Raw genomic sequence first — 20,350 nt, forward strand, 5'->3', positions numbered from 1 at the left:
ACGCCCGGCCGGGCGGCGCAGCACGCACCCGGCGGGGGACGTTGCTCCCGCCGCGTCGCAGAGACTGCGCCCGCGCTCACCGCGTCAGCCACCGCACCCGGGTTCGGGGGCCCGAAATGCTGTCAATCCGAGCGCTCGCCTTGCCTGGCGGCGATCCGGCTTGGGAGGGTGTTCCCCGGCCCTGCTCGACCCGAAAGAGACCGTATGTCGTTCCTGACCCTGCTCCTGCTCGCCGTCGGAGTGTCTGCGGATGCCTTCGCCGTCGCGCTCGGCAAGGGTCTGCAGCTGCGCACGCGCGTCGTCGCGAGCGGGCTGCTCCTGGCCGGGGCGTTCGGGATCTCGCAGGCGCTGATGCCCCTCATCGGCTGGTTCTTGGGGGGCGCCTTCGCAGAGCTGATCTCGCCGTTCGATCACTGGATCGTCTTCGGGCTGCTCGTGATCGTCGGCGGGAAGATGATCTGGGAGGCCGTGCATCCGGATCACGAGGAGCGCGCGAACTCCCGCGGTCGCCTGACCGTGCGCGAGATCGTTGTGCTCGCCCTCGCGACGAGCATCGACGCGCTCGCCGTCGGTGTCTCCCTCGCCTTCCTCGACGTGTCGATCTGGTGGGCCATCACCGTCATCGGAGTCACGACGTTCGCGATCTCGTTCGCCGCCGTGCTGATCGGGCACCGCGTGGGCGTGCGATTCCGCCGGCCCGCCGAGGTCGTCGGCGGTCTCGTGCTCATCGGGATCGGCATCCAGGTGCTCATCGAGCACCTCCTCGGCTGACCGAACCGCCCGACCGAACCGCCCTGGTCTACGCGCCCGTTAGCTGCTGCGCGAACAGCGTCGCGTACTCTCCGTCGCGGCCGAGCAGTTCGGCGTGCGTGCCGGACTCCACGATCCGTCCGGCCCGGACCACATGGATGACGTCGGCATCCACCACGGTCGACAACCGGTGGGCGATCGCGATCGTCGTGCGGCCCCGCGACGCCTCGTCGAGGGCCGCCTGCACGATCCGCTCCGACACGGTGTCGAGCGCGCTCGTCGCCTCGTCGAGGATCAGCACCGGCGGATCCTTCAGCAGCACCCGCGCGATCGCCACGCGTTGCTTCTCGCCCCCCGAGAGCCGGTAGCCGCGCTCCCCCACGACGGTGTCGTATCCGTCCGGGAACGACACGATCGTGTCGTGGATGTTCGCGGAGCGGGCGGCCGCCTCGAGCTCCGCATCCGTCGCATCCGGCTTCGCGTAGCGGAGGTTCTCGGCGATGGTCGCATGGAAGAGGTAGGTCTCCTGGCTGACGACGCCGATGTGGTCGATGAGCGACGGATGCCGCAGCTCTCGCACATCCGCGCCCGCGAACCGCACCGAACCCTCGCTCGCCTCGTAGAGCCGGGGCACCAGGTACGACACCGTCGTCTTCCCCGCCCCCGACGGGCCGACGAACGCCACGTACTGCCCCCGCTCGATGCGGAACGAGACGTCCTGCAGGGTGCCGGGCGCGTCCGCGGGGGCGTCCGGATACCGGAAGGTCACATCGCGGAACTCCACCTCGCCGACCCGATCCGGATCGACATCGCGCGCGTCGGCCGCATCCGTGATGCTCGGCACGAGGTCGAGGTACTCGAAGATGCGCGCGAAGAGCGCACGCGAGGTCTGCAGGTCGAGGGCGACACGCAGCAGCCCCATGAGGGGGAACATGAGCCGCGCCTGCACGGTCGTGAAGGCGACGATCGTGCCGGCCGTGACCGGCACATCCCGCAGGATCAGCCACGCCGCCACGAGGTAGACGACCGCGGGCACCACCGACATGAACACCCCGACGATCGCGAAGAACCACTGACCGCTCATCTGCTGCCTCACCTGCAGGACGACCTGTCGATCGTTCTCGGCCGAGTAGCGCGCCACCTCCGTCGGCTGGCGGTTGAAGGTCTTCGCGAGGAGGATGCCCGAGACCGACAGCGTCTCCTGGGTGATCGCGGTCATCTCCGACAGCGACTCCTGCGTCTGCGTCGCGATCCGCGCCCGCACCTGACCCACGCGGCGCTGCGCGAGCACGAGCACCGGCAGCAGCAGCACCGCGACGACCGTCAGCTGCCAGCTGAGCAGCAGCATCGCCACGAGCGCCGCGATGACCGTCACCGTGTTCCCGACGACGCTCGACACCGTGTTGTTGAGCACGCTCGCGACGCCGCCCACGTCGTTCTGCAGCCGCGATTGGATGACGCCCGTCTTCGTGCGCGTGAAGAACCCGAGCTCCATCGCCTGCAGGTGCCCGAAGAGCCGCACCCGCAACGCCCCCATCACCGAGTTGCCGACGCGAGCCGTGAGGTACGTCTGCCACACGCCGAGCGCGGCCGACAAGACCCACAGCGCCACCATCGCGCCGACGAGCCACATGAGCACGGGCACGTCGGGCGTTCCGGATGGCGGGAAGAGCCCGTCGTCGAACGCGCGCTGGGTGAGCAGCGGCGGCAGCACCCCGAGCCCCGCCGATGCGAGCACGAGCACGATGGTGAGCAGCAGCTGCGCACGGAACGGCCCGAACAGCTCGCCGATACGCCGGTAGAGGTTCGGGATGCGGGGCGCGGTGGCGTTCTCGGCCCGCTGCACCTCGGCGTCGCGGTTGCCGATCCGCCCCATGCCCCGAGGCCCGCCACCCATGCTCACGACACGAGCCTAGGCACTGCGGATGACGCGGGCTGGCGGGCCTACCCCTTCGTCGAACCCGCCAGCAGGCCGCGCACGAAGTACCGCTGCAGCGCGAAGAACACGATGAGCGGCACGACGAGCGACACGAACGCGCCCGCGGTGAGGCGGTGCCACTCCTGCCCTCGCGATCCGACCAGCTCGGCCAGCCTCTGGGTGAGTGGTGCCGCGTCCTGCGTGCCGCCCGAGAAGATGAGGGCGACGAGCAGATCGTTCCACACCCACAGGAACTGGAAGATCGCGAACGACGCGAGCGCGGGGACGGCGAGCGGCAGCACGATACGGAAGAAGATCTGGCTGTGGCTCGCGCCATCGACTCGGGCCGCCTCGATGACGTCCGTGGGGATCTCCGAGATGAAGTTGTGCAGCAGGAAGATCGCCAACGGAAGGGCGAAGATCGTGTGCGCGATCCAGATCGGCAGGTAGTTCTGCACCGGGATGATCGGGATGATGTCGTGGATCCACTCCTGGCCGGGGCGGAGCACCACCGAGAAGGTCTGGAGCAGCGGCACGAGCGCCATCTGCAGCGGCACGATCTGCAGCGCGAACACGAGGATGAACAGCGTGTTCGCACCCTTGAACTTCACCCACGCGAAGGCGTACGCGGCCATCGACGCGAAGACGAGCGGGAAGATCGTGGCCGGGATCGCGATCGCGAGCGAGTTGACGAAGTACGACCCGAGCTGCGGGGACGACTGCGACGGCGAGAGCAGCACGTCCGCGTAGTTGTCGAAGGTGAACCCGGGGTTCTGGAAGACCGTCCACCATCCGGTGTCCTGGATGAGCTCCGCGGGCCGGAATGACGAGACGAAGATGCCGAAGGTGGGGATCGTCCAGAGCACGGCGATCACGAGAGCGGCGATCGTCGCGCCGCGCGACGTCAGTCGACGCTTGACGCGACCGGTCTTGCCCGTCTGGCCTTCGACGGCGACCTCGATCTCTCCCTCCCCATCCTTGATGGGCAGGTCTGCGGGGGCGACGGAACTCATCGGATCTCCCTCTGCTTCCGAAGGACGTTGATGTTGTAGATGACGATCGGCAGCACGAGGATGAACAGGATCACCGCGAGCGCCGATCCGCGTCCGATCTCGGACGCCCGGAACGCCTGCGTGTACATCTCGTTCGCGATGACCGAGGTGTTGAAGTTTCCGGCGGTCATGGTGCGGACGATGTCGAAGACCTTGAGCGTCGCGATCGAGATCGTCGTCAAGACGACCACGAGCGAGGTGCGGATGCCGGGCACGGTCACGTTCATGAACCTCTGCCAGGCGTTGGTGCCATCTAGCTGCGCGGCCTCCACCTGCTCGGTGGGGATGCCCTTGATGGCCGCCGAGAGGACGACCATGGCGAACCCGGTCTGGATCCAGATCATCACGACGATCAGCAGGAAGGTGTTGATCGGATCCGTCTGCAGCCACTGCACCGGATCACCTCCCGCGGCGACGACGATGGCGTTGAGGAGTCCGATCTGCTCCCTCCCCGACGACTTGTACTCGTAGACGAACTTCCAGATGATGCCGGCGCCGACGAACGAGATCGCCATCGGCATGAACACCAGCGCCTTGAAGTACCGCTCGCCCCGCGACTTGTCGATGAAGATCGCGTAGGCGAGTCCGAGCACCGTCGAGATGGTCGGAACCAGCAGCACCCAGATGACCGTGTTGATGAGGGTGCGGATCGCGGCCGGCTGGGTGAAGGTCCAGACGAAGTTCTCGAGCGAGAAGTTGCCGCTCTTGTCGAGGAACGCGAGCGAGGTGGTGCGCACCGCCGGGTAGATGAGCCCGACGGCGAGAAGGATGAGCGCCGGCGCCAGGAAGCCGACGAGCTGCCAGTAATCGCGCCCCTTCTTGGGGGCTCGATCGATGAAGAAGATCAGCAGTCCGACGATGGCGGCGAAGACCGCCAGCCCTATCGCGACTTGGAGGATCTTTCCGAGGAGATCCGCGGTGGTCATCGCATCACGCGCCTTTCTTCGCCGTCGAAGAGGTGGTGCAGGGTCGGGCCCTGCTTCGAGACTAGAGCGGGGGCGGGGCCGTGACCAGCCCCGCCCCCGATCCGGTGGGTGTCGGGGATCAGCTGGAAGGCCAGCTGGACTCGATCGCGTCCACGGTGTCCTGCGTGGACTGTCCGCTCACCCAGGCGACGATGCCCTTCCAGAAGGAGTCGGCGCCGACGGCACCGGGCATGAGGTCCGACCCGTCGAAGCGGAACGTCGTGTCGCCCTGGAGGATCTCGATCGACTGCTTCAGCAGCTCGCTCGAGGCGTTGTTCGGGTCGACTCCCTTGTTTGCCGAGATCACGCCGCCGAGGCTGACGCGGTTGTTGGCCCAGGTGTCGCTCGAGAGGAAGGTGCGCACCGTCTCGACCTCGGGGGCGTCACGGAACGCGACCGGGAACTCGCCACCGCCTGTGACAGCCTGCGGATCGTCGGCATTGACGGGCGGCAGCAGGAAGGCCCACACGGTGCCGTCGGGAGCCACGGTGTTGGCGTCGCCGCCGTCCGGGTTCCAGAACGTCTCGTAGAACGAGGCCTGGTGGTGCAGCGAGCACTCGCCGTCGAGGATCGGCAGGCCTGCCGTCTGGAAGGCCTCGCTAATCTGGGTGGAGACATCGCCGATGCCGCCGTTGACCATGTCCTCGTTCTTGAGGTAGTCGCCGACCGCGTCGAACGCCTCGACGATCTGCGGGTCGTTGAACGGGATCTCGTGGGTCACCCACTGGTCGTAGACGTCGGGACCGGACTGGCGCAGCACGAAGTCCTCGATCCAGTCGGTGCCCGGCCAGCCGGTGGCCTCACCCGACTCGAGGCCGACACACCAGGGCTTGTGCCCGCTGTCGGCTGCGATCTTCTTCGAAAGCGTCATGAGTTCATCGAGCGTCGTCGGCACCTCGTAGCCGTTGTCGGAGAAGTCGCTCGGCGAGTACCACACGTAGCCCTTGATGGAGGCCATGAGCGGCGCGGAGTAGAAGGTTCCGTCGTAAGTGCCGTACTGCTTCCAGTCCGCGGACCACCACTTGTCGACGTTGTCCTCGACGCCCTGCGACGCCGGGATGAGCCAGCCGCCGGCGGCAAGCCGGGCGAGGAGGCCGGGCTGCGGGACGATGCCGATGTCGGGCGCGTTGCCACCCTCGGCGAGCACCGCGATCTGCGCCTCGAACTCACTCGAGCCCTGGTACTTGATGTCGATTCCCGTGCAGCTCTCGAAATCGCTCCACGACTGATCGAGGCGGTCGGCCTCGAGGTCGAGGATCGTGCCGCCAATCGTGACGGTCTTGCCCTCGTCGGTTCCATAGACCTCGTAGGGCGCGCAATCGACATCGCCCGACCCTTCTTCAGAGATGTCGCCCGTGCAGCCGGCGAGCGCGAGGGCTCCGATTCCGACCGCTGCGACTCCGGCGAGAACACGCCGGTTCACCCGTGAACGCATAGTTCCTCCTCATTGAGCCCCTACCCGCGGGTGGCGGTCCGGGGGTGCGGATGGTGCAAGGTGGCAGCGCTCCCACGCCCCGACAGCTAGGAAATGGCGCAACGATGGGAACCGCTTCCAATCCTCACGCTATGCGAGTCCCGACGAGGAGGCAACAGTCGAAACGCGCCCGCTGATCACGATTCGGGAACGCGGAAGGGCGCCGCCCCCGGCGTGGGGAGCGACGCCCTTCGAGCGTGATGCGAGGTGTCGTTACTTGAGAACGACCGTGGCGCCGGCCTCTTCGAGCTGCGCCTTCGCCTTGTCGGCGGTCTCCTTGTTGGCACCCTCGAGGACGGTGCTGGGGGCACCGTCGACGAGCGCCTTGGCCTCGCCGAGGCCGAGGCTCGTGAGCGCGCGGACCTCCTTGATGACCTGGATCTTCTTGTCGCCGGCGGCCTCGAGGACGACGTCGAACGAGTCCTTCTCCTCGACCTCCTCGGCGGCGCCACCGGCACCACCGGCGGCCGGCGCGGCCGCGACGGCGACCGGAGCGGCGGCGGTGACCTCGAAGGTCTCCTCGAACTTCTTCACGAACTCGGACAGCTCGATGAGCGACAGCTCCTTGAACGCCTCGAGCAGCTCGTCGGTGCTGAGCTTGGCCATTTCTTATCTCCTTAGCTGTGGGGCTCGCGCCCCGGGATCGTCACTCCGGCACGGATGCGCCGGGGGTGTCTGGGTGCGAGCGTTAGCTCGCGGATTCCTGCTTCTGACGCAGCGCGTCGACCACACGGGCGGTCTGGGCGAGCGGCGCGTTGAACAGGTAGGCAGCTCCGAACAGCGAGGCCTTGAAGGCACCGGCCAGCTTCGCCAGCAGCACCTCCCGGGACTCGAGGTCAGCGAGCTTGCCCACCTCGGCGGCGGTCAGAGGGGCACCGTCGAAGTACCCGCCCTTGACCACGAGCAGAGGGTTGGCCTTGGTGAAGTCACGCAGAGCCTTCGCGACGGCGACGGTGTCGCCGTGCACGAATGCGATCGCGGAAGGGCCGACGAGGTGCTCGTCGAGGCCGGTGACCCCGGCCTCCTTCGCTGCGATCTTGGTCAGCGTGTTCTTCACCACGGCGTAATTCGCGTTCTCACGGATCGCCGACCGCAGCTCCTTGAGCTGGGCGACGGTGAGGCCGCGGTACTCGGTGAGCACGACCGCGTTCGAGCTGCGGAAAAGCTCCGACAGCTCGGCGACCGTGGTTTCCTTGTTCGCCATGGCGCTCCTTCTCGAAAGTGGATGTACGCGCCGATGACCCCAGCCACCCCGAGGGGCGGACCCGCCCCCGCATGAAAAAAGCTCCGGCGCATGCGCACGGAGCAGTCCCGGAACCGGGTCACTTCACACGCCTGCGCGGGCTCCTCATGCGAGGATTTCGGTCACCCGCTCGCATGCGAGCAGACGACGACCGGCGGTCTTCGGCTTCAGAAGGGTATCACAGGGCGTCGGTGCGGTCCGCATCCGGCGTTCTGCGGGTACGCCCCGGGAGCAGCAGCGACACCACGACGATCGCGAGCAACACGACCACGGCGCCGATCGCGACGATGAACGCGGCAGTCGGATCCTCGGGCTCGGGTGGCGCTTCGGCGTCCGGGGAGATGAGCGCGACCTCGTCGACCGGCGTCGGCCCCGTCACACCCGAGCTGCCCGCCACGAGCGGGGTGAGCACGTCGTCCTCGAGCGCGAACCACGCCCCGGCTCCGAGGTCGCGCACGAGCCTCGACTCCTCGGGTACGTCCGCGAGCGCGACGGCCGCATCCGCATCCGGCTCGAACTCGGCGAGCTCCGCCACATCCGTCTCGGTGTTGATCCAGACGATCGCGACCCCCACGGGCTCTTCACCGAGTGAGACGGGAACCGCCCACTCGTTCACGAGCCGTGTCGCGGGACCCGAGAGGTCGCCCGCCACGCGCTCATCGGTCCAGTGGAAGACGCGCGAGATGGGCCCGGGCGTCGTGGTGTCGTCGAACGGGATGCCCTCGCCGTCCGCCCCTTCGCCGTAGATGTCCTCGAGGCGGTCGGCCAGTCCGCCGCCCTTCACATAGGCGCGAACCTCGGCCGGCACCGACCCCTCGGACGCCGTCGCGGCACCCGCGGCAGGGAGCACGAGGGCTCCGGCGAGCATGACGACGGCGAATGCGCGGGGGGCGGAACGCATGGGCGTCAGTCTGCCAGCCCGGGCGCCTCCTCGGCCTCTGCGCCACGGCGCTTGGGCAGCCGTACGACGAACCGGGTGTCACCGGGCGTGGATTGCACCTCGATGGTGCCGCGGTGCGCCTCGACGACCGCCGCGACGATCGCGAGTCCGAGGCCCGTGCTCCCGGTTGCGCGCGAGCGCGAGGTGTCACCGCGGGCGAAGCGCTCGAAGAGCCGCGGCTGCAGCTCCGGGTCGATTCCGGGTCCGTCGTCGGCGACCGTCATCTCGACGATCTCGCCGCGGTCCGCGAGACTCACCCGCACGCTCGTGCCCTCGGGGGTGTGGCGCTGCGCGTTCGCGAGGAGGTTCACCACCACCTGATGCAGGCGAGCGGAATCCCCTTCCACCGTGAGCGGCGGTTCGGGGGCGTCGACCTCCCAGTCGTGATCGGGCGCCGAGACGTACGCGTCGCCGACGGCATCCGTCACGATCCGCACGAGATCGACCTCGCCGAGCACGAGGCCCTGCCCCTCGTCGAGCCGGGCGAGTTCGAGGAGATCCTCCACGAGTCCGGTCATCCGGATCGACTCCGACTCGATGCGGTCGAGGGAGCGGATGGCATCCTCCGGGAGGTCGTCATCGATGCGTCGCGTGAGCTCGGCGTATCCACGGATCGAGGCGAGCGGGGTGCGCAGCTCGTGGCTCGCATCGGCGACGAAGCGTCGCACCTTCTCCTCCGACTCCTGGCGTGAGACGAGCGCGCTCTCCACGTGGTGCAGCAGCTTGTTGAGTGCGGCGCCCACCTGCCCCACCTCGGTGCGCGGGTCGGCCTCCGCGTCCGGCACCCGCTCGGTGATGGCGACATCGCCGGACGCGAGTTGCAGGCCGCTGACCCGCGTCGCCGTCTCGGTCACGCGTCCGAGGGGCCGCAGTGCGACCCGGACCACACCGATCGCGACGAGCGCGGCAGCTCCGAGTGCGGCGAGCGTCACGAGCCCGAAGATCACGAGAAGCGTCCGCGTGGTCGTGTCGACCTCGGACATCGACAGGCCCACGGCCACCACTTCGCCGGTCTGGGCGGTGCGCACCTGGACCCGGTAGCTGCCGAGATCCGAGAGCTCGACGGTCGAGATGCCCGTGCTCGGGGCTGCGAGCACCTCCTCGAGCTGGGCATCCGTGAGCTCTTCGGCATCGCCGGGCCCGCGGACGACGACACCCTGCAGCTCCCCGTCTGCGGAGATCGCGATCACGAGCCCTCCGCCGAGCGCCTCGGGGCCTCCCGGCAGCTGGCCCGCGCCCGGGCCCGAGGTGACGGCATGCATGACCTCCTGCACCTGCGCATCGAGTCGCTGCAAGAGGCTCTGCCGGAGCGCGAGCACGCTCACCGTTCCGATGAGCACGCTCACGACCGCGACGAGCGCGACCACCCCGACGACGAGTCGGCGGCGGATCGACCAGGGCGCCCGGGTCGGCAGAGCGGTCTCGCTCATGTCGCGGGCTTGATCAGGTATCCGACGCCGCGCACGGTGTGGATCATCGGTGCACCGTCGGATTCGATCTTCTTGCGCAGGTAAGAGATATAGATCTCGACGATGCTCGAGCGTCCTTCGAAGTCGTAGCTCCACACCCGGTCGAGGATCTGCATCTTGCTGACCACACGGCGCGGGTTGCGCATGAGGTAGCGCAGCAGCTCGAACTCCTTCGCGGTGAGCTCGATCGGTCGCCCGGCGCGAGCCACCTCGTAGCTCTCCTCGTCGAGCGTCAGGTCGCCCACGCGCAGCACGGGATCGGTGTATCCGTTGACGGCGCGGCCGGTGCGACGCAGCAGGGAGCGCAGGCGCGCCACGACCTCCTCGAGGCTGAACGGTTTCGTGACGTAGTCGTCTCCACCCGCCGTGAGACCGACGACGCGATCGCTCACGGCATCCTTCGCGGTGAGGAAGAGGACCGCCACGTCGTCGCCCGACGCCCGAAGGCGGCGCAGCACCTCGAGGCCGTCGAGGCCGGGCATCATGATGTCGAGCACGATCACATCGGGATGGAACGTGCGCGCCTTCGAGAGGGCCGTAGCGCCGTCGGTAGCCGTCTCGACCTGCCACCCCTCATAACGCAGCGCCATCTGGATGAGCTCGCCGAGTGACGCTTCGTCGTCGACGACGAGCGCACGGACGGGTGTTCCGTCGGGTCGGGTGAGTGCGGTGGAGGCGGCGCTATCGGTCACCCTCCCGATTCTGCGCACGCTCCTGGGAGATTCCTATGACGGGGCTTCACATCCTCCATGGCCCGGGTCAGCCGCGCGGCGCGGGACCGCCTCCGGGTCGCAGGTCCGTGCGACGATGGCCCGGTGCAACCCACCCTCGCGCTGTTCGATCCGGCACCGGTGCCGTACGCGCAGCGCATGGTGACGGACGGCACCGACCGGGTCGCCTGGATGCGGGCGCGCGCCCGCGGGGTCACCGCGACGGATGTCGCCCGACTGACGGGCGAGAAGGCCGTGCGACAGGTCGCGATCGAGAAGCTGCTCGGCACCGGCTTCAGCGGAAACGCGTTCACCCGCCACGGCCGCGAGCGCGAGCCCGAGATCGGGCGTTGGGTGGCTCGGCACCACGCGGGGATGCGCGGGAACACCGCGCTCTTCCACGCGGACGGCGTGCGCGAGCACCTCGCCACACCCGACGGCCTCCGCGAACGCGACGGGGTCCTCGAGTTGTGCGAGATCAAGACCACCCGCAGCGCGTGGCGATCGATTCCACGGCACTACCTCCGGCAGATCTGGTGGCAGCAGTACGTGCTGGGGGCCGAGCGCACGCTCGTCGTCTGGGAGCAGCACGACGACTTCGTGCCGGTGAGCGGCGTGCCCGAGACCCGCTGGGTGGATCGCGACGACAACGAGATCCACCGTCTCGTGCACCTCGCCGACCAGCTGCTGGCGGCGATGCGCCGCTAGCCCGCGCGCCCGGCCGAATGGCGACGGATGAGCGAGAGCACCGCCACCGAGACCAGCACGATGAGGGCCGCGATCGCGACGATGTAGGTCAGCACCGAGACGAGCGACCCCGTTCCCGTGGTCGGGTCGAGGAACGGATACGGATACCACCCGTTGCGATGCTGCGCGTCGCTGTAGGTGAAGGGCGCACGCACGAGGGTGTAGACCGCCCACGCGATCGGATAGACGATCACGATGCCGACCGCCGACCATCCGACCCGCCTTCGACCCGGGGCGAGCACGATGTCGGCCAACAGGATGAGCGGCACCACGACATGCATGATCTCGTCGGCCCATCGCAGGGTGACCGGATGCGCCGTGTCGAGCGGGCGCAGCAGCACGTTGTAGACGATGCCGGTGGTGAGGATGTAGCTCGTGACGCAGACGCGCGCGACGGCGAACGCACGGGAGTCGACGTACTCGGGCGTCGCCCGTGCGAGGCGGATGGCACCGACCGCGAGCACGACGGAGGCCGCGATGTTCGACTGCACCGTGAAGTACGAGAAGTAGTTGGTGATCGAGACGGAGAGGTCGCGCACGCCCGTCTCGGTCCAGTACTCGATCGCGTGCACGAGCTGAGCGATCACGGCAACGGCTGCCGCGAGAGCTCCCCCCGTGCGCACCCAGACGAACAGCGCGCGCATCCCGTGAAGTTATCAGCACGGTGACACGGGCGTAACACCCGTGACTCATGTCGCCCGTTGAATGAATCCCGAGGCGGAAAGGCCGGTGAAATGACGACGATGCGGGCCGTGACCTTCACGGAGCCGGGCGGACCCGAGGTCCTCGCCCTGACGGAGGTGGAGACGCCGGTCCGGGTGAACGCGGAGCTGCTCGTGAAGGTGGTCGCGGCGGGGGTCAACCCGATCGACGCGAAAACGCGGGCGGGCCGCGGGGCGTGGTCGGGAGTGGAGCACACCCCGGTCGTGCTCGGCAACGACTTCTCCGGGATCGTGGTCGAGGCGCCCTACGAGTCGCATCCGCTGCAACCCGGGACCGAGGTCTACGGGATGGGCATGGTGCCGCGGATGAGCGGCGCGTACGCCGAGTACCTCACCGTCACGGCGCTCAGCGTGGCGAAGAAACCGCCGTCGCTGTCGCACGTGGAGGCCGCCGGCGTGCCGCTCGCGGCCCTCACCGCGTGGGGCATGGTCGTCGAGACGGCGAAGGCGCATGAGGGGCAGCGGATGCTGATCCACGCCGGCGCGGGCGGCGTGGGACACTTCGCGGTGCAGCTCGCGGCGTACTTCGGGGCGCACGTGGTGGCGACCGCATCCGCCCGCAACACGGACTTCCTGCACGAGCTCGGGGCCGCCGAGGTCGTCGACTACACCGCAGGCCCCTTCGAGGACGCGGTCGGGGAGGTCGACGCGGTGATCGACTTGATCGGCAACACGAGCGCCGAGACCGGTTCGCGGTCGCTGAGGCTGGTGCGGCCGGGGGGCATCTATGTGAACGGGCCGACCGGCTCGTTCCCGACGATGGCCGCGGAGGCCGCCGAGCTCGGCGCACGCGCGACCGGGTTCCGGGTGGCACCTGACGCCGCGACGCTCGCGATCGTGACGCGCCTGATCGAGTCGCGCGATGTGCGTGTGTACGTCGACACCGTCTTGCCGCTCGCCGAGGCGCCCGAGGCGCACCGGCTCATCGAGACGGGACGCACCCGCGGCAAGATCGTGCTGACGGTCGCCGAGGGCTGATCGCCCCCGACGGATCCCGGACGTTCTACAGCGCTCGCTCGTACACGAAGTCGTCCTCGTAGCTCTCGCCCACGAGGAAGCGCTTCACCCCGACCCGGGTGAAGCCGTGCTTGCCGTAGAAGCGCTGGGCGCGCGCGTTCAGCTGATTGACGCCCAGCCAGATCCCGGAGGCGGAGCGAGCGGATGCGCGCTCGAGGGCGGCCCCCATCAGCTCGCTCGCGACGCCCCCGCCGTGGCTGTCCGGATGCACGTAGCACTTGCTGAGCTCGACGGTCGGGCGGATGCGCACGGCGGCTGCCACGTCGGCATCCGCCGGGTCGCCCGCGACGAGCATCACGTATCCGGCGAGTTCGCCGTCCTGGTCGGCGACGAGCACGTCTCGCGCGGGATCGGCAACGTAACCGGCGAAGGAGGTCTCGCTCAAGTGGGTCGCGATGAATGCGGCCTTCGACTCGTCCGTCGTGTGCGGGGGGCACGCGAGGGGGAAGGTGACCGCCGCGAGGCGGGCGAGGGCCGCGACATCCGCGGGGAGGGCGTCACGTACGGTCGACACCGGATCACCCTAGCGCCGGGGTACCGGGGGCGACTTGAATGGCGGTGATGAGCCCGCACAACGAGACCGTCTTCGAGCGCTACCCTCCGGACGGCGCAGCCGTCGAGCGATCTCTCGCCGGAGCCCGGCAGTCGGTGTTCTGGAACGACGAGCTGGGGCCGAGGCCCACGCATCCGCAGCTGGAGGGCTCGTACACGGCCGACCTCGCGGTGGTAGGCGGCGGCTTCACGGGTTTGTGGACGGCGCTTCGGGCGAAGCAGCGCGACCCTGGTCGGCGGGTCGTCCTCATCGAGGCGAAGCGGATCGGATGGGCGCAGTCCACCCGCAACGGCGGCTTCGTCGATGCCAGCATCACGCACGGCGAAGAGAACGGCCGCCGACGCTGGCCCGAGGAGTACGCCACGCTCGAGCGGCTGGGGCGCGAGAACCTGGACGGCATCGAGGAGACGATCCGCTCGCTCGGGCTCGATGTGGAGTGGGAGCGCACGGGCGAGCTCGACGTCGCCCTCGAGCCGCACCAGCTCGCGTGGCTGGAGGGCGATCCTCCCGGAGTCGGCGACGGCACGGTCGTCCGTCTCGATGCGGCCGAGACCCAGGCCGAGATTCACTCGCCGAGCTACCTCGGCGCCACGTGGCGCACCCGCGACGTCGCGTTGGTCCACCCGGGCCGACTCGCACGCGAGCTCGCCCGCGCCGCGGCGGAGCTCGGAGTGGAGATCTTCGAGGAATCGCCCGTGCGCCGGATCGAAGCGGGCGGTGCGAGCAGCCTCGAGATCGCCACGGATCGGGGCCGCGTGCAGGCCGCACGGGTGGCCCTCGGCACGAGCGTCTTCCCCTCGCTTCTGAAGCGCACCCGGCTCCTCACGGTGCCGGTCTACGACTACGTGCTCATGACCGAGCCGCTCGACGCGACCCAGCTGCGCTCGATCGGATGGGAGCGGCGCCAGGGGATCGGCGACCTCGCCAACCAGTTCCACTACTCGCGGCGCACCGCCGACGACCGCATCCTGTTCGGCGGCTACGACGCCGTCTACCACTACGGCGGACGCGTGCGCGCCCACCACGAGGACCGCCCGGAGAGCTTCGCGCGGCTCGCCTCGCACTTCCTGACGCTCTACCCGCAGCTCGAGGGCCTGCGCTTCACCCACCGCTGGGCGGGCGCGATCGACACGAGCACGCGGTTCTGCGCCTTCTTCGGCACGGCCCGCGGCGGCCGGCTCGCGTACGCCGCGGGCTACACCGGGCTCGGCGTCGGGGCGACCCGCTTCGCGGCGGACACCATGCTCGACCTTCTCGACGGGCACCCGACCGAGCGCACCGAACTCGAGATGGTGCGCCGCCGCCCCGTGCCGTTCCCGCCCGAGCCGGCGGCATCGATCGGCATTCAAGCGACGCGATGGTCCCTGGATCGCGCCGACCACCGCGAGGGCCGTCGCAACGCCCTGCTGCGCACCCTCGACGCGCTGGGGCTGGGCTTCGACTCCTGACCCCGGCTGCGGGCTACCTCACGACTGGTTGCTGAAGGCGGCGTCGAAGGACGCTTCCGGGGTGGCCCAGAGCAGGGAGCGGACGAACCCCACCGCCTCGGCGGCACCGTGCAGGCGGTCCATGCCGGCGTCTTCCCACTCGACCGAGATCGGACCCTCGTAGCCGATCGAACGCAACGCACGGAACGAGTCCTCCCACGGCACGTCCCCGTGACCGGTCGAGACGAAATCCCACCCACGCCGCGGATCACCCCACGGCAGGTGCGAGCCGAGCACCCCGTACCGGCCGTTCGGGCGCCGCAGGCGGGTGTCCTTGCAGTCGACGTGATAGATCCGATCCGCGAAGTCGGTGATGAAGGCGACCGGGTCGATGTTCTGCCACATCATGTGGCTCGGGTCCCAGTTGAACCCGAACGCCTCCCGATGCTCGATCACCTCCAGCGAGCGCACACTCGACCAGTAGTCGTAGGCGATCTCGGACGGGTGCACCTCGTGCGCGAACCGTACGCCCTCGCCGTCGAACACGTCGAGGATCGGGTTCCACCGGTCCGCGAAGTCCTGGTACCCGTCGTCGATCACGGGGGCCGGCACGGGCGGGAACATCGCCACGTACGGCCAGATCTTCGATCCCGTGAACCCGACGACCGTGTCGACGCCGAGTCGCCTGGCCGCACGCGCGGTGAGCTTCAGCTCCTCCGCGGCGCGCTGCCGCACACCTTCGGCATCACCGTCACCCCACACCCGGCTCGAGAGGATCGCCTGGTGCCGGAAGTCGATGGGGTCGTCGCAGACGGCCTGCCCGGCGAGGTGGTGCGAGATCGCCCACACCTGGAGTCCGTGCCGATCGAGGATCGCGCGGCGCTCGGCGAGGTACGCGTCGTCCTCCACGATGCGCTTCACGTCGAGGTGCTCTCCGGAGCAGGCGATCTCCAGTCCGTCATACCCCCACGACGCCGCGTGACCCGCGACCTCGTCGAGCGTGAGGTCTGCCCACTGACCGGTGAAGAGGGTGACGGGGTGGGTGCTCATGCGGGGATCTCCTTCGATCGCGGGCTCGTCGGCGTCGACTCGAGCCTATTCATCCGATGAAAGGAGCGCGACCTCGTGCGAGGCCGGGAACGACGAAGGGCCGGTCGCACAGGAGCGACCGGCCCTTCGGGTGCAGCGGATGCCGCTGCGAATGTTGTTAGAGCGCCGAGACGTCGAGCGGGACGCCCGGGCCGAAGGTGGTCGAGAGCGACCCCTTCTGGATGTAGCGGCCCTTCGAGCTGGACGGCTTCGCACGCTGGATCTCGTCGAGCGCGGCGGTGAAGTTCTCGCGCAGCTGGTCGGCGCTGAAGCCGGCCTTGCCGATGACGAAGTGCACGTTGGCGTGCTTGTCGACGCGGAACTCGATCTTGCCGCCCTTGATGTCGGACACGGCCTTCGCCACATCCGGCGTCACGGTGCCGGTCTTGGGGTTCGGCATGAGGCCGCGGGGTCCGAGGACCTTACCGAGGCGACCCACCTGGCCCATGAGCTCCGGGGTCGAGACGGCCGAGTCGAAGTCGGTGTAGCCGCCCGCGACCTTCTCGATGAGCTCGGCGCCGCCGACCTCGTCCGCGCCCGCGGCGATGGCCGCCTCGGCGGCGGGGCCGGTCGCGAAGACGAGCACGCGCGCCGTCTTACCGGTGCCGTGCGGGAGGATGACGGTGCCGCGCACCATCTGGTCCGCCTTGCGCGGGTCGACGCCGAGCTTCAGCGCGACCTCGACGGTGGAGTCGAACTTCTTCGAGCCGGTCTCCTTGACGACGGCGACAGCCTCGTCGGGACCGTAGAACTTGTCGGTGCCGATCTTCTCGACGGCGGCGCGGTATGCCTTGGACTTCTGAGCCATGATTACGCCTCCACCGTGATCCCCATCGACCGGGCGGTGCCGGCGATGATCTTCTCCGCAGCGTCGATGTCGTTCGCGTTGAGGTCGGACTGCTTCTGCTCAGCGATGGCGCGGACCTGCTCGCGGGTGATCTTCGCGACCTTGACCGTGTGCGGGGTGGCGGAGCCCTTCTGCACGCCGGCAGCCTTCTTGATGAGCTCGGCGGCGGGCGGGGTCTTCAGGATGAACGTGAACGAGCGGTCCTCGTACACGGTGATCTCGACCGGGATGACGTTGCCGCGCTGGTTCTCGGTCGCGGCGTTGTACGCCTTGCAGAACTCCATGATGTTCACGCCGTGCTGACCCAGGGCCGGGCCGATGGGCGGGGCCGGGTTGGCGGCGCCGGCGTTGATCTGGAGCTTGATCAGGCCGGTCACCTTCTTCTTCGGTGCCATGTTCTCTTTCTCTCTGTCGAACGAGGCTCTCGCCTCACTCTCCCGCCATCCGGCCGGATGCGGTGGACGGTCGCGGGCGCACGAAGACGCCAGGGCAACCTGAACATGATACGCGAAAGCGCGCCCGGGCGCGAGGGCGGGCCAGGAGGGGCGCGGGGCGCGCGGGGCGCGCCGTCAGACACGCACGACGGGCACGCCGACCGCGAGCGCGGCCTCGGCGAGACGGTCGTCGAACGTCGCGAGCGAAGCGCGCTCGCGCACCGCTGAGAGCAGCACGCAGCAGTCCGGCATGCGGAGCCCGGATGCCGCGCGCACCTCGGCGAGGGCGAGCGGGTCGTCGAGGGTGTCGAGGTGCTCGACCCCCATCGACGTCAGCGCCGTCGCAACCTCCTGCCCGCGGTCGGCGCGGGCGGCCTGAACCAGGGTCTCGGCGACCGTCAGTCGATGGGCTGTCAGCCGCGTGGACGCGTGCGAGGCGAAGAACTCCCGGGCGGCGGCAGCGTGCGCATCCGCGCCGTCGAGCAGCGCGATCATCACGCTGGCGTCGAGGACGATCACGCCGGCCACTCGTCGCGGAGCCCCTGGCGATGGCCCTCGGGGAAGAGGCCGCGGAACGAGCCGGCGAGCAACCGGACCGCGTCGCGTCGACGTTCGGCATCCGCATCGTTCACCTCGGCGACCTCGTCGCCGTTCCAGGTCACGAGACGCACGATGAGGCGCGATCTCGGCTCCCCTGGCCACCGCCGCTCGGCCGCCTCCAACGCGTGCGCCACCTCGTCCGTCTCGGTGATCTGGTAGCGAGGTCGCTGCGTGGGCATGCGGCGAGTGTACCACTGTGAGACAGGTGGTACACCTTGCGGCGGCTGCAGCATCGGACGGGCGCACTACGATCTGCTCATGGTCCCGGCAGCATCCCTCGGCGCGTTCACGATCGCGGCCATCCTGCTGATCCTCATGCCGGGGCCGAGCATCCTCTTCGTGATCGGGCGCTCGATCGCCTACGGCCGGATCGCCGGCGTCCTCAGCGTCGTCGGGAACGCACTCGGGATGCTGCCGCTCCTGACGCTCGTCGCCCTCGGTGTCGGCGCGCTCGTCGCCCAGTCGGTGGTGATCTTCACCGCCATCAAGATCGTGGGCGCCGCCTACCTCGTCTACCTCGGCGTGCAGGCGATCCGGCACCGCAAGGAGGTCGTCGAACAGGACGCCGGTCGCCCCCGGAGCGCCTGGCGACTGCTCGGCGAAGGCTTCGTCGTCGGGGTCACCAACCCGAAGACGATCGCCTTCTTCGTGGCCGTGCTGCCTCAGTTCGTCGACTACTCGGCAGGCGCCATCCCGCTTCAGCTCGCGGAGCTGGGCATCGTGTTCGTGGTGCTCGCCCTCATCTGCGACTCGTGCTGGGCGCTCGCCGCCGGAAGCGCACGCGCCTGGTTCGCGACCTCCCCCGGCCGCATCGCACGGCTGCGCGCCACCGGCGGAGTCATGATGATCGGCCTCGGCGGCGTGCTGCTGGCCACCGGCAACAAGCACTAGACCGCGACACGCGACAGCCCACCGGAGACGCCGAAGGCCGGACCCGCGGGCCCGGCCTTCGTATGCGCGGCGGAACCGCGCGACGTCAGAGCTTGGTGACCTGATCGAAGCTGAGCTCGACCGGCGTCTCGCGCTCGAAGAGCGAGACGAGCACGGTGAGCTTGCCCGACTCCGGCTTGATCTCGGAGATCGTGCCGGGAAGGCCCGCGAACGAGCCCTCCTTGATCGTGATGGTCTCGCCGACCTCGAAGTCGATCTCGGCCGGGATGACGCGCGGGGCAGCCTTGCCGCCCTTGCTCGCGGCCTGACCCTTCGCCGGGGCCTCCACGACCTGCACGAGGCTCTTCAGCATGTTGAAGGCCTCCTCGAAGCGGAGCGGCGTCGGGTTGTGCGAGTTGCCGACGAAGCCCGTGACACCCGGCGTGTGACGCACGACCGACCACGAGTCCTCGTTCAGATCCATGCGCACGAGCACGTAGCCCGGGATGCGCACACGGTTCACGAGCTTGCGCTGGCCGTTCTTGATCTCGACGACGTCCTCCATGGGCACCTGGACCTCGAAGACGTAGTCCTCCATGGCCATCGAGGTGCGGCGGGACTCGATGTTCTGCTTCACGCGCTTCTCGAACCCGGCGTACGAGTGGATGACGTACCACTTGCCCGGCTTAATGCGGAGCTCCATCCGGAACTCCTCATACGGGTCGACCTCGGACTCCTCGTCCTCGTCGTCGCCCTCCTCATCCGTCGTCGCTTCCGCAGCGGCATCGGCCTCATCCGCGGAGTCGACCTCGAGCGCCTCGTCGACGACCGCATCGGCCTCCGGATCGGCAGCCGCCTCCAACGCGTCGAGGGCGTCCTGCAGACCCCCCTCGACGTCGTCGTCGTCGACCAGGTGCACCGCACGGTGCTCGGCGGACTCGACCGCCTGCTCCTCGTCGGCGAGGACGTTGCCCTCCTGGGCCTCGTCGTCTTCCGAGGACTGCTCGGCGGCCGTCGCGAGATCGATGTCGCGCTCTTCGTTGCTCACAGTGATTTCTTTCCTTGTCGGGGCGGCCGCTCGGCTAACGGATGCTTCCGTCGCCGAACGCCCAGCTCACGAGGAGGCCGAACAGGAAGTCGAGACCGTAGACGAGGCCCATCATGATGAGCACGAACACGAGCACGACGCCGGTGAAGCTGAACAGCTCACGGCGGGTCGGCGTGACGACCTTCCTCAGCTCGGCGATGACCTGGCGGATGAAGAGAGCGATGCGAGAGAACGGATTCCGTCGCTCCGCGCGCTCGCGCTTGGCATCGGCGACGATTTCCTCGCTGGGCTCGTCGATCACCTTGCGTGCCACTCTCAACCCTTTCGGCCTGCGATCCTGCGCACGGCGTGCGCCGGACTTGCAGGGCGGACAGGACTCGAACCTGCAACCTGCGGTTTTGGAGACCGCTGCTCTACCAATTGAGCCACCGCCCTATGTCGCCTGCCTACCACCTCCGCCGCCCTGCGGGCATGA

Annotated in this window: 23 protein-coding genes and 1 tRNA gene; 5 read left to right on the forward strand and 19 right to left on the reverse strand. The window is 68.9% G+C overall.

What is annotated here, in order from left to right:
* The first annotated feature begins 204 nt into the window (after positions 1-204).
* Positions 205-771 (forward strand): manganese efflux pump MntP family protein, encoded by a 567-nt coding sequence (locus FVQ89_RS00640; protein ID WP_147900014.1) that lies wholly within the window; start codon positions 205-207, stop codon positions 769-771.
* Between the two features lie 28 nt (positions 772-799).
* On the opposite strand, the gene FVQ89_RS00645 is transcribed toward FVQ89_RS00640, so the two are convergent.
* The 9 genes from FVQ89_RS00645 to FVQ89_RS00685 form a co-directional block, all read right to left on the reverse strand.
* A complete protein-coding gene (locus tag FVQ89_RS00645; protein ID WP_147901419.1) occupies positions 800-2,647 on the reverse strand; it encodes an ABC transporter ATP-binding protein in 1,848 nt (615 codons plus the stop codon).
* 47 nt (positions 2,648-2,694) lie between these two features.
* On the reverse strand, positions 2,695-3,681 hold the full coding sequence (locus tag FVQ89_RS00650) for a carbohydrate ABC transporter permease (protein ID WP_147900015.1): 987 nt from the start codon (positions 3,679-3,681) through the stop codon (positions 2,695-2,697).
* Positions 3,678-4,646: a carbohydrate ABC transporter permease gene (locus FVQ89_RS00655; RefSeq protein ID WP_147900016.1), complete on the reverse strand. Its 969-nt coding sequence runs from the start codon at positions 4,644-4,646 to the stop codon at positions 3,678-3,680. The genes FVQ89_RS00650 and FVQ89_RS00655 overlap by 4 nt, the downstream gene beginning before the upstream one ends.
* 118 nt (positions 4,647-4,764) lie before the next feature.
* Complete coding sequence (locus tag FVQ89_RS00660) at positions 4,765-6,120, reverse strand: ABC transporter substrate-binding protein (protein ID WP_147900017.1); 1,356 nt, start codon at positions 6,118-6,120, stop codon at positions 4,765-4,767.
* A gap of 252 nt (positions 6,121-6,372) precedes the next feature.
* On the reverse strand, positions 6,373-6,765 hold the full coding sequence (gene rplL / locus FVQ89_RS00665) for a 50S ribosomal protein L7/L12 (protein WP_147900018.1): 393 nt from the start codon (positions 6,763-6,765) through the stop codon (positions 6,373-6,375).
* An 82-nt stretch (positions 6,766-6,847) separates the two neighbouring features.
* Positions 6,848-7,363, reverse strand: coding sequence for a 50S ribosomal protein L10 (gene rplJ, locus FVQ89_RS00670; RefSeq protein ID WP_147900019.1), 516 nt, complete (start codon positions 7,361-7,363; stop codon positions 6,848-6,850).
* 217 nt (positions 7,364-7,580) lie between these two features.
* Complete coding sequence (locus FVQ89_RS00675; protein WP_147900020.1) at positions 7,581-8,303, reverse strand: hypothetical protein; 723 nt, start codon at positions 8,301-8,303, stop codon at positions 7,581-7,583.
* A 5-nt stretch (positions 8,304-8,308) separates the two neighbouring features.
* On the reverse strand, positions 8,309-9,772 hold the full coding sequence (locus FVQ89_RS00680; RefSeq protein ID WP_147900021.1) for a cell wall metabolism sensor histidine kinase WalK: 1,464 nt from the start codon (positions 9,770-9,772) through the stop codon (positions 8,309-8,311).
* Positions 9,769-10,503, reverse strand: coding sequence for a response regulator transcription factor (locus tag FVQ89_RS00685; protein WP_147900022.1), 735 nt, complete (start codon positions 10,501-10,503; stop codon positions 9,769-9,771). Before FVQ89_RS00685 ends, FVQ89_RS00680 begins: the two co-directional genes overlap by 4 nt.
* A gap of 177 nt (positions 10,504-10,680) precedes the next feature.
* On the opposite strand from FVQ89_RS00685, the gene FVQ89_RS00690 reads away from it, so the two are divergent.
* Positions 10,681-11,229, forward strand: a complete 549-nt coding sequence (locus FVQ89_RS00690; RefSeq protein WP_255513497.1) for a YqaJ viral recombinase family protein — start codon at positions 10,681-10,683, stop codon at positions 11,227-11,229.
* On the opposite strand, the gene FVQ89_RS00695 is transcribed toward FVQ89_RS00690, so the two are convergent.
* Positions 11,226-11,912, reverse strand: a complete 687-nt coding sequence (locus tag FVQ89_RS00695) for a Pr6Pr family membrane protein (protein WP_147900024.1) — start codon at positions 11,910-11,912, stop codon at positions 11,226-11,228. The genes FVQ89_RS00690 and FVQ89_RS00695 overlap by 4 nt on opposite strands.
* A 90-nt stretch (positions 11,913-12,002) precedes the next feature.
* Between FVQ89_RS00695 and FVQ89_RS00700 the strand changes: the two genes are divergently transcribed.
* Positions 12,003-12,968, forward strand: coding sequence for an NADP-dependent oxidoreductase (locus FVQ89_RS00700; protein WP_370454437.1), 966 nt, complete (start codon positions 12,003-12,005; stop codon positions 12,966-12,968).
* 25 nt (positions 12,969-12,993) lie between these two features.
* On the opposite strand, the gene FVQ89_RS00705 is transcribed toward FVQ89_RS00700, so the two are convergent.
* Complete coding sequence (locus FVQ89_RS00705; RefSeq protein WP_147900025.1) at positions 12,994-13,521, reverse strand: N-acetyltransferase; 528 nt, start codon at positions 13,519-13,521, stop codon at positions 12,994-12,996.
* 47 nt (positions 13,522-13,568) lie between these two features.
* Here FVQ89_RS00705 and FVQ89_RS00710 point away from each other — a divergent pair, with 47 nt between their 5' ends.
* A complete protein-coding gene (locus tag FVQ89_RS00710) occupies positions 13,569-15,008 on the forward strand; it encodes an FAD-binding oxidoreductase (RefSeq protein ID WP_147900026.1) in 1,440 nt (479 codons plus the stop codon).
* An 18-nt stretch (positions 15,009-15,026) separates the two neighbouring features.
* On the opposite strand, the gene FVQ89_RS00715 is transcribed toward FVQ89_RS00710, so the two are convergent.
* The 5 genes from FVQ89_RS00715 to FVQ89_RS00735 all read right to left on the reverse strand — a co-directional run bounded on the left by FVQ89_RS00715 (position 15,027) and on the right by FVQ89_RS00735 (position 18,136).
* Positions 15,027-16,037, reverse strand: coding sequence for a sugar phosphate isomerase/epimerase (locus FVQ89_RS00715; RefSeq protein WP_147900027.1), 1,011 nt, complete (start codon positions 16,035-16,037; stop codon positions 15,027-15,029).
* A 157-nt stretch (positions 16,038-16,194) separates the two neighbouring features.
* Positions 16,195-16,884 carry a 50S ribosomal protein L1 gene (gene rplA, locus FVQ89_RS00720; RefSeq protein ID WP_147900028.1) on the reverse strand — a complete coding sequence of 230 codons (690 nt, stop codon included), beginning with the start codon at positions 16,882-16,884 and terminating at the stop codon, positions 16,195-16,197.
* A 2-nt stretch (positions 16,885-16,886) separates the two neighbouring features.
* Positions 16,887-17,318, reverse strand: coding sequence for a 50S ribosomal protein L11 (gene rplK, locus FVQ89_RS00725; protein ID WP_147900029.1), 432 nt, complete (start codon positions 17,316-17,318; stop codon positions 16,887-16,889).
* Positions 17,319-17,492: 174 nt separating this feature from the next.
* Positions 17,493-17,876, reverse strand: coding sequence for a PIN domain-containing protein (locus tag FVQ89_RS00730; RefSeq protein ID WP_147900030.1), 384 nt, complete (start codon positions 17,874-17,876; stop codon positions 17,493-17,495).
* The gene (locus FVQ89_RS00735; protein ID WP_147900031.1) at positions 17,873-18,136 is read right to left on the reverse strand and encodes a hypothetical protein; all 264 of its coding nucleotides are present in this window, start codon (positions 18,134-18,136) and stop codon (positions 17,873-17,875) included. The genes FVQ89_RS00730 and FVQ89_RS00735 overlap by 4 nt, the downstream gene beginning before the upstream one ends.
* Positions 18,137-18,215: 79 nt before the next feature.
* Here FVQ89_RS00735 and FVQ89_RS00740 point away from each other — a divergent pair, with 79 nt between their 5' ends.
* The gene (locus FVQ89_RS00740; RefSeq protein ID WP_147900032.1) at positions 18,216-18,848 is read left to right on the forward strand and encodes a LysE family translocator; all 633 of its coding nucleotides are present in this window, start codon (positions 18,216-18,218) and stop codon (positions 18,846-18,848) included.
* Positions 18,849-18,933: 85 nt separating this feature from the next.
* Here FVQ89_RS00740 and nusG read toward each other — a convergent pair whose 3' ends face one another.
* The 3 genes from nusG to FVQ89_RS00755 all read right to left on the reverse strand — a co-directional run bounded on the left by nusG (position 18,934) and on the right by FVQ89_RS00755 (position 20,310).
* Positions 18,934-19,875 carry a transcription termination/antitermination protein NusG gene (gene nusG / locus FVQ89_RS00745; protein ID WP_147900033.1) on the reverse strand — a complete coding sequence of 314 codons (942 nt, stop codon included), beginning with the start codon at positions 19,873-19,875 and terminating at the stop codon, positions 18,934-18,936.
* 34 nt (positions 19,876-19,909) lie between these two features.
* Positions 19,910-20,188, reverse strand: coding sequence for a preprotein translocase subunit SecE (gene secE, locus FVQ89_RS00750; RefSeq protein WP_147900034.1), 279 nt, complete (start codon positions 20,186-20,188; stop codon positions 19,910-19,912).
* 49 nt (positions 20,189-20,237) lie between these two features.
* A tRNA-Trp gene (locus FVQ89_RS00755) sits at positions 20,238-20,310 on the reverse strand.
* Between the last annotated feature and the right edge of the window lie 40 nt (positions 20,311-20,350).

Source organism: Homoserinibacter sp. GY 40078 (genome assembly GCF_008017545.1).
Lineage (GTDB): Bacteria > Actinomycetota > Actinomycetes > Actinomycetales > Microbacteriaceae > Homoserinibacter.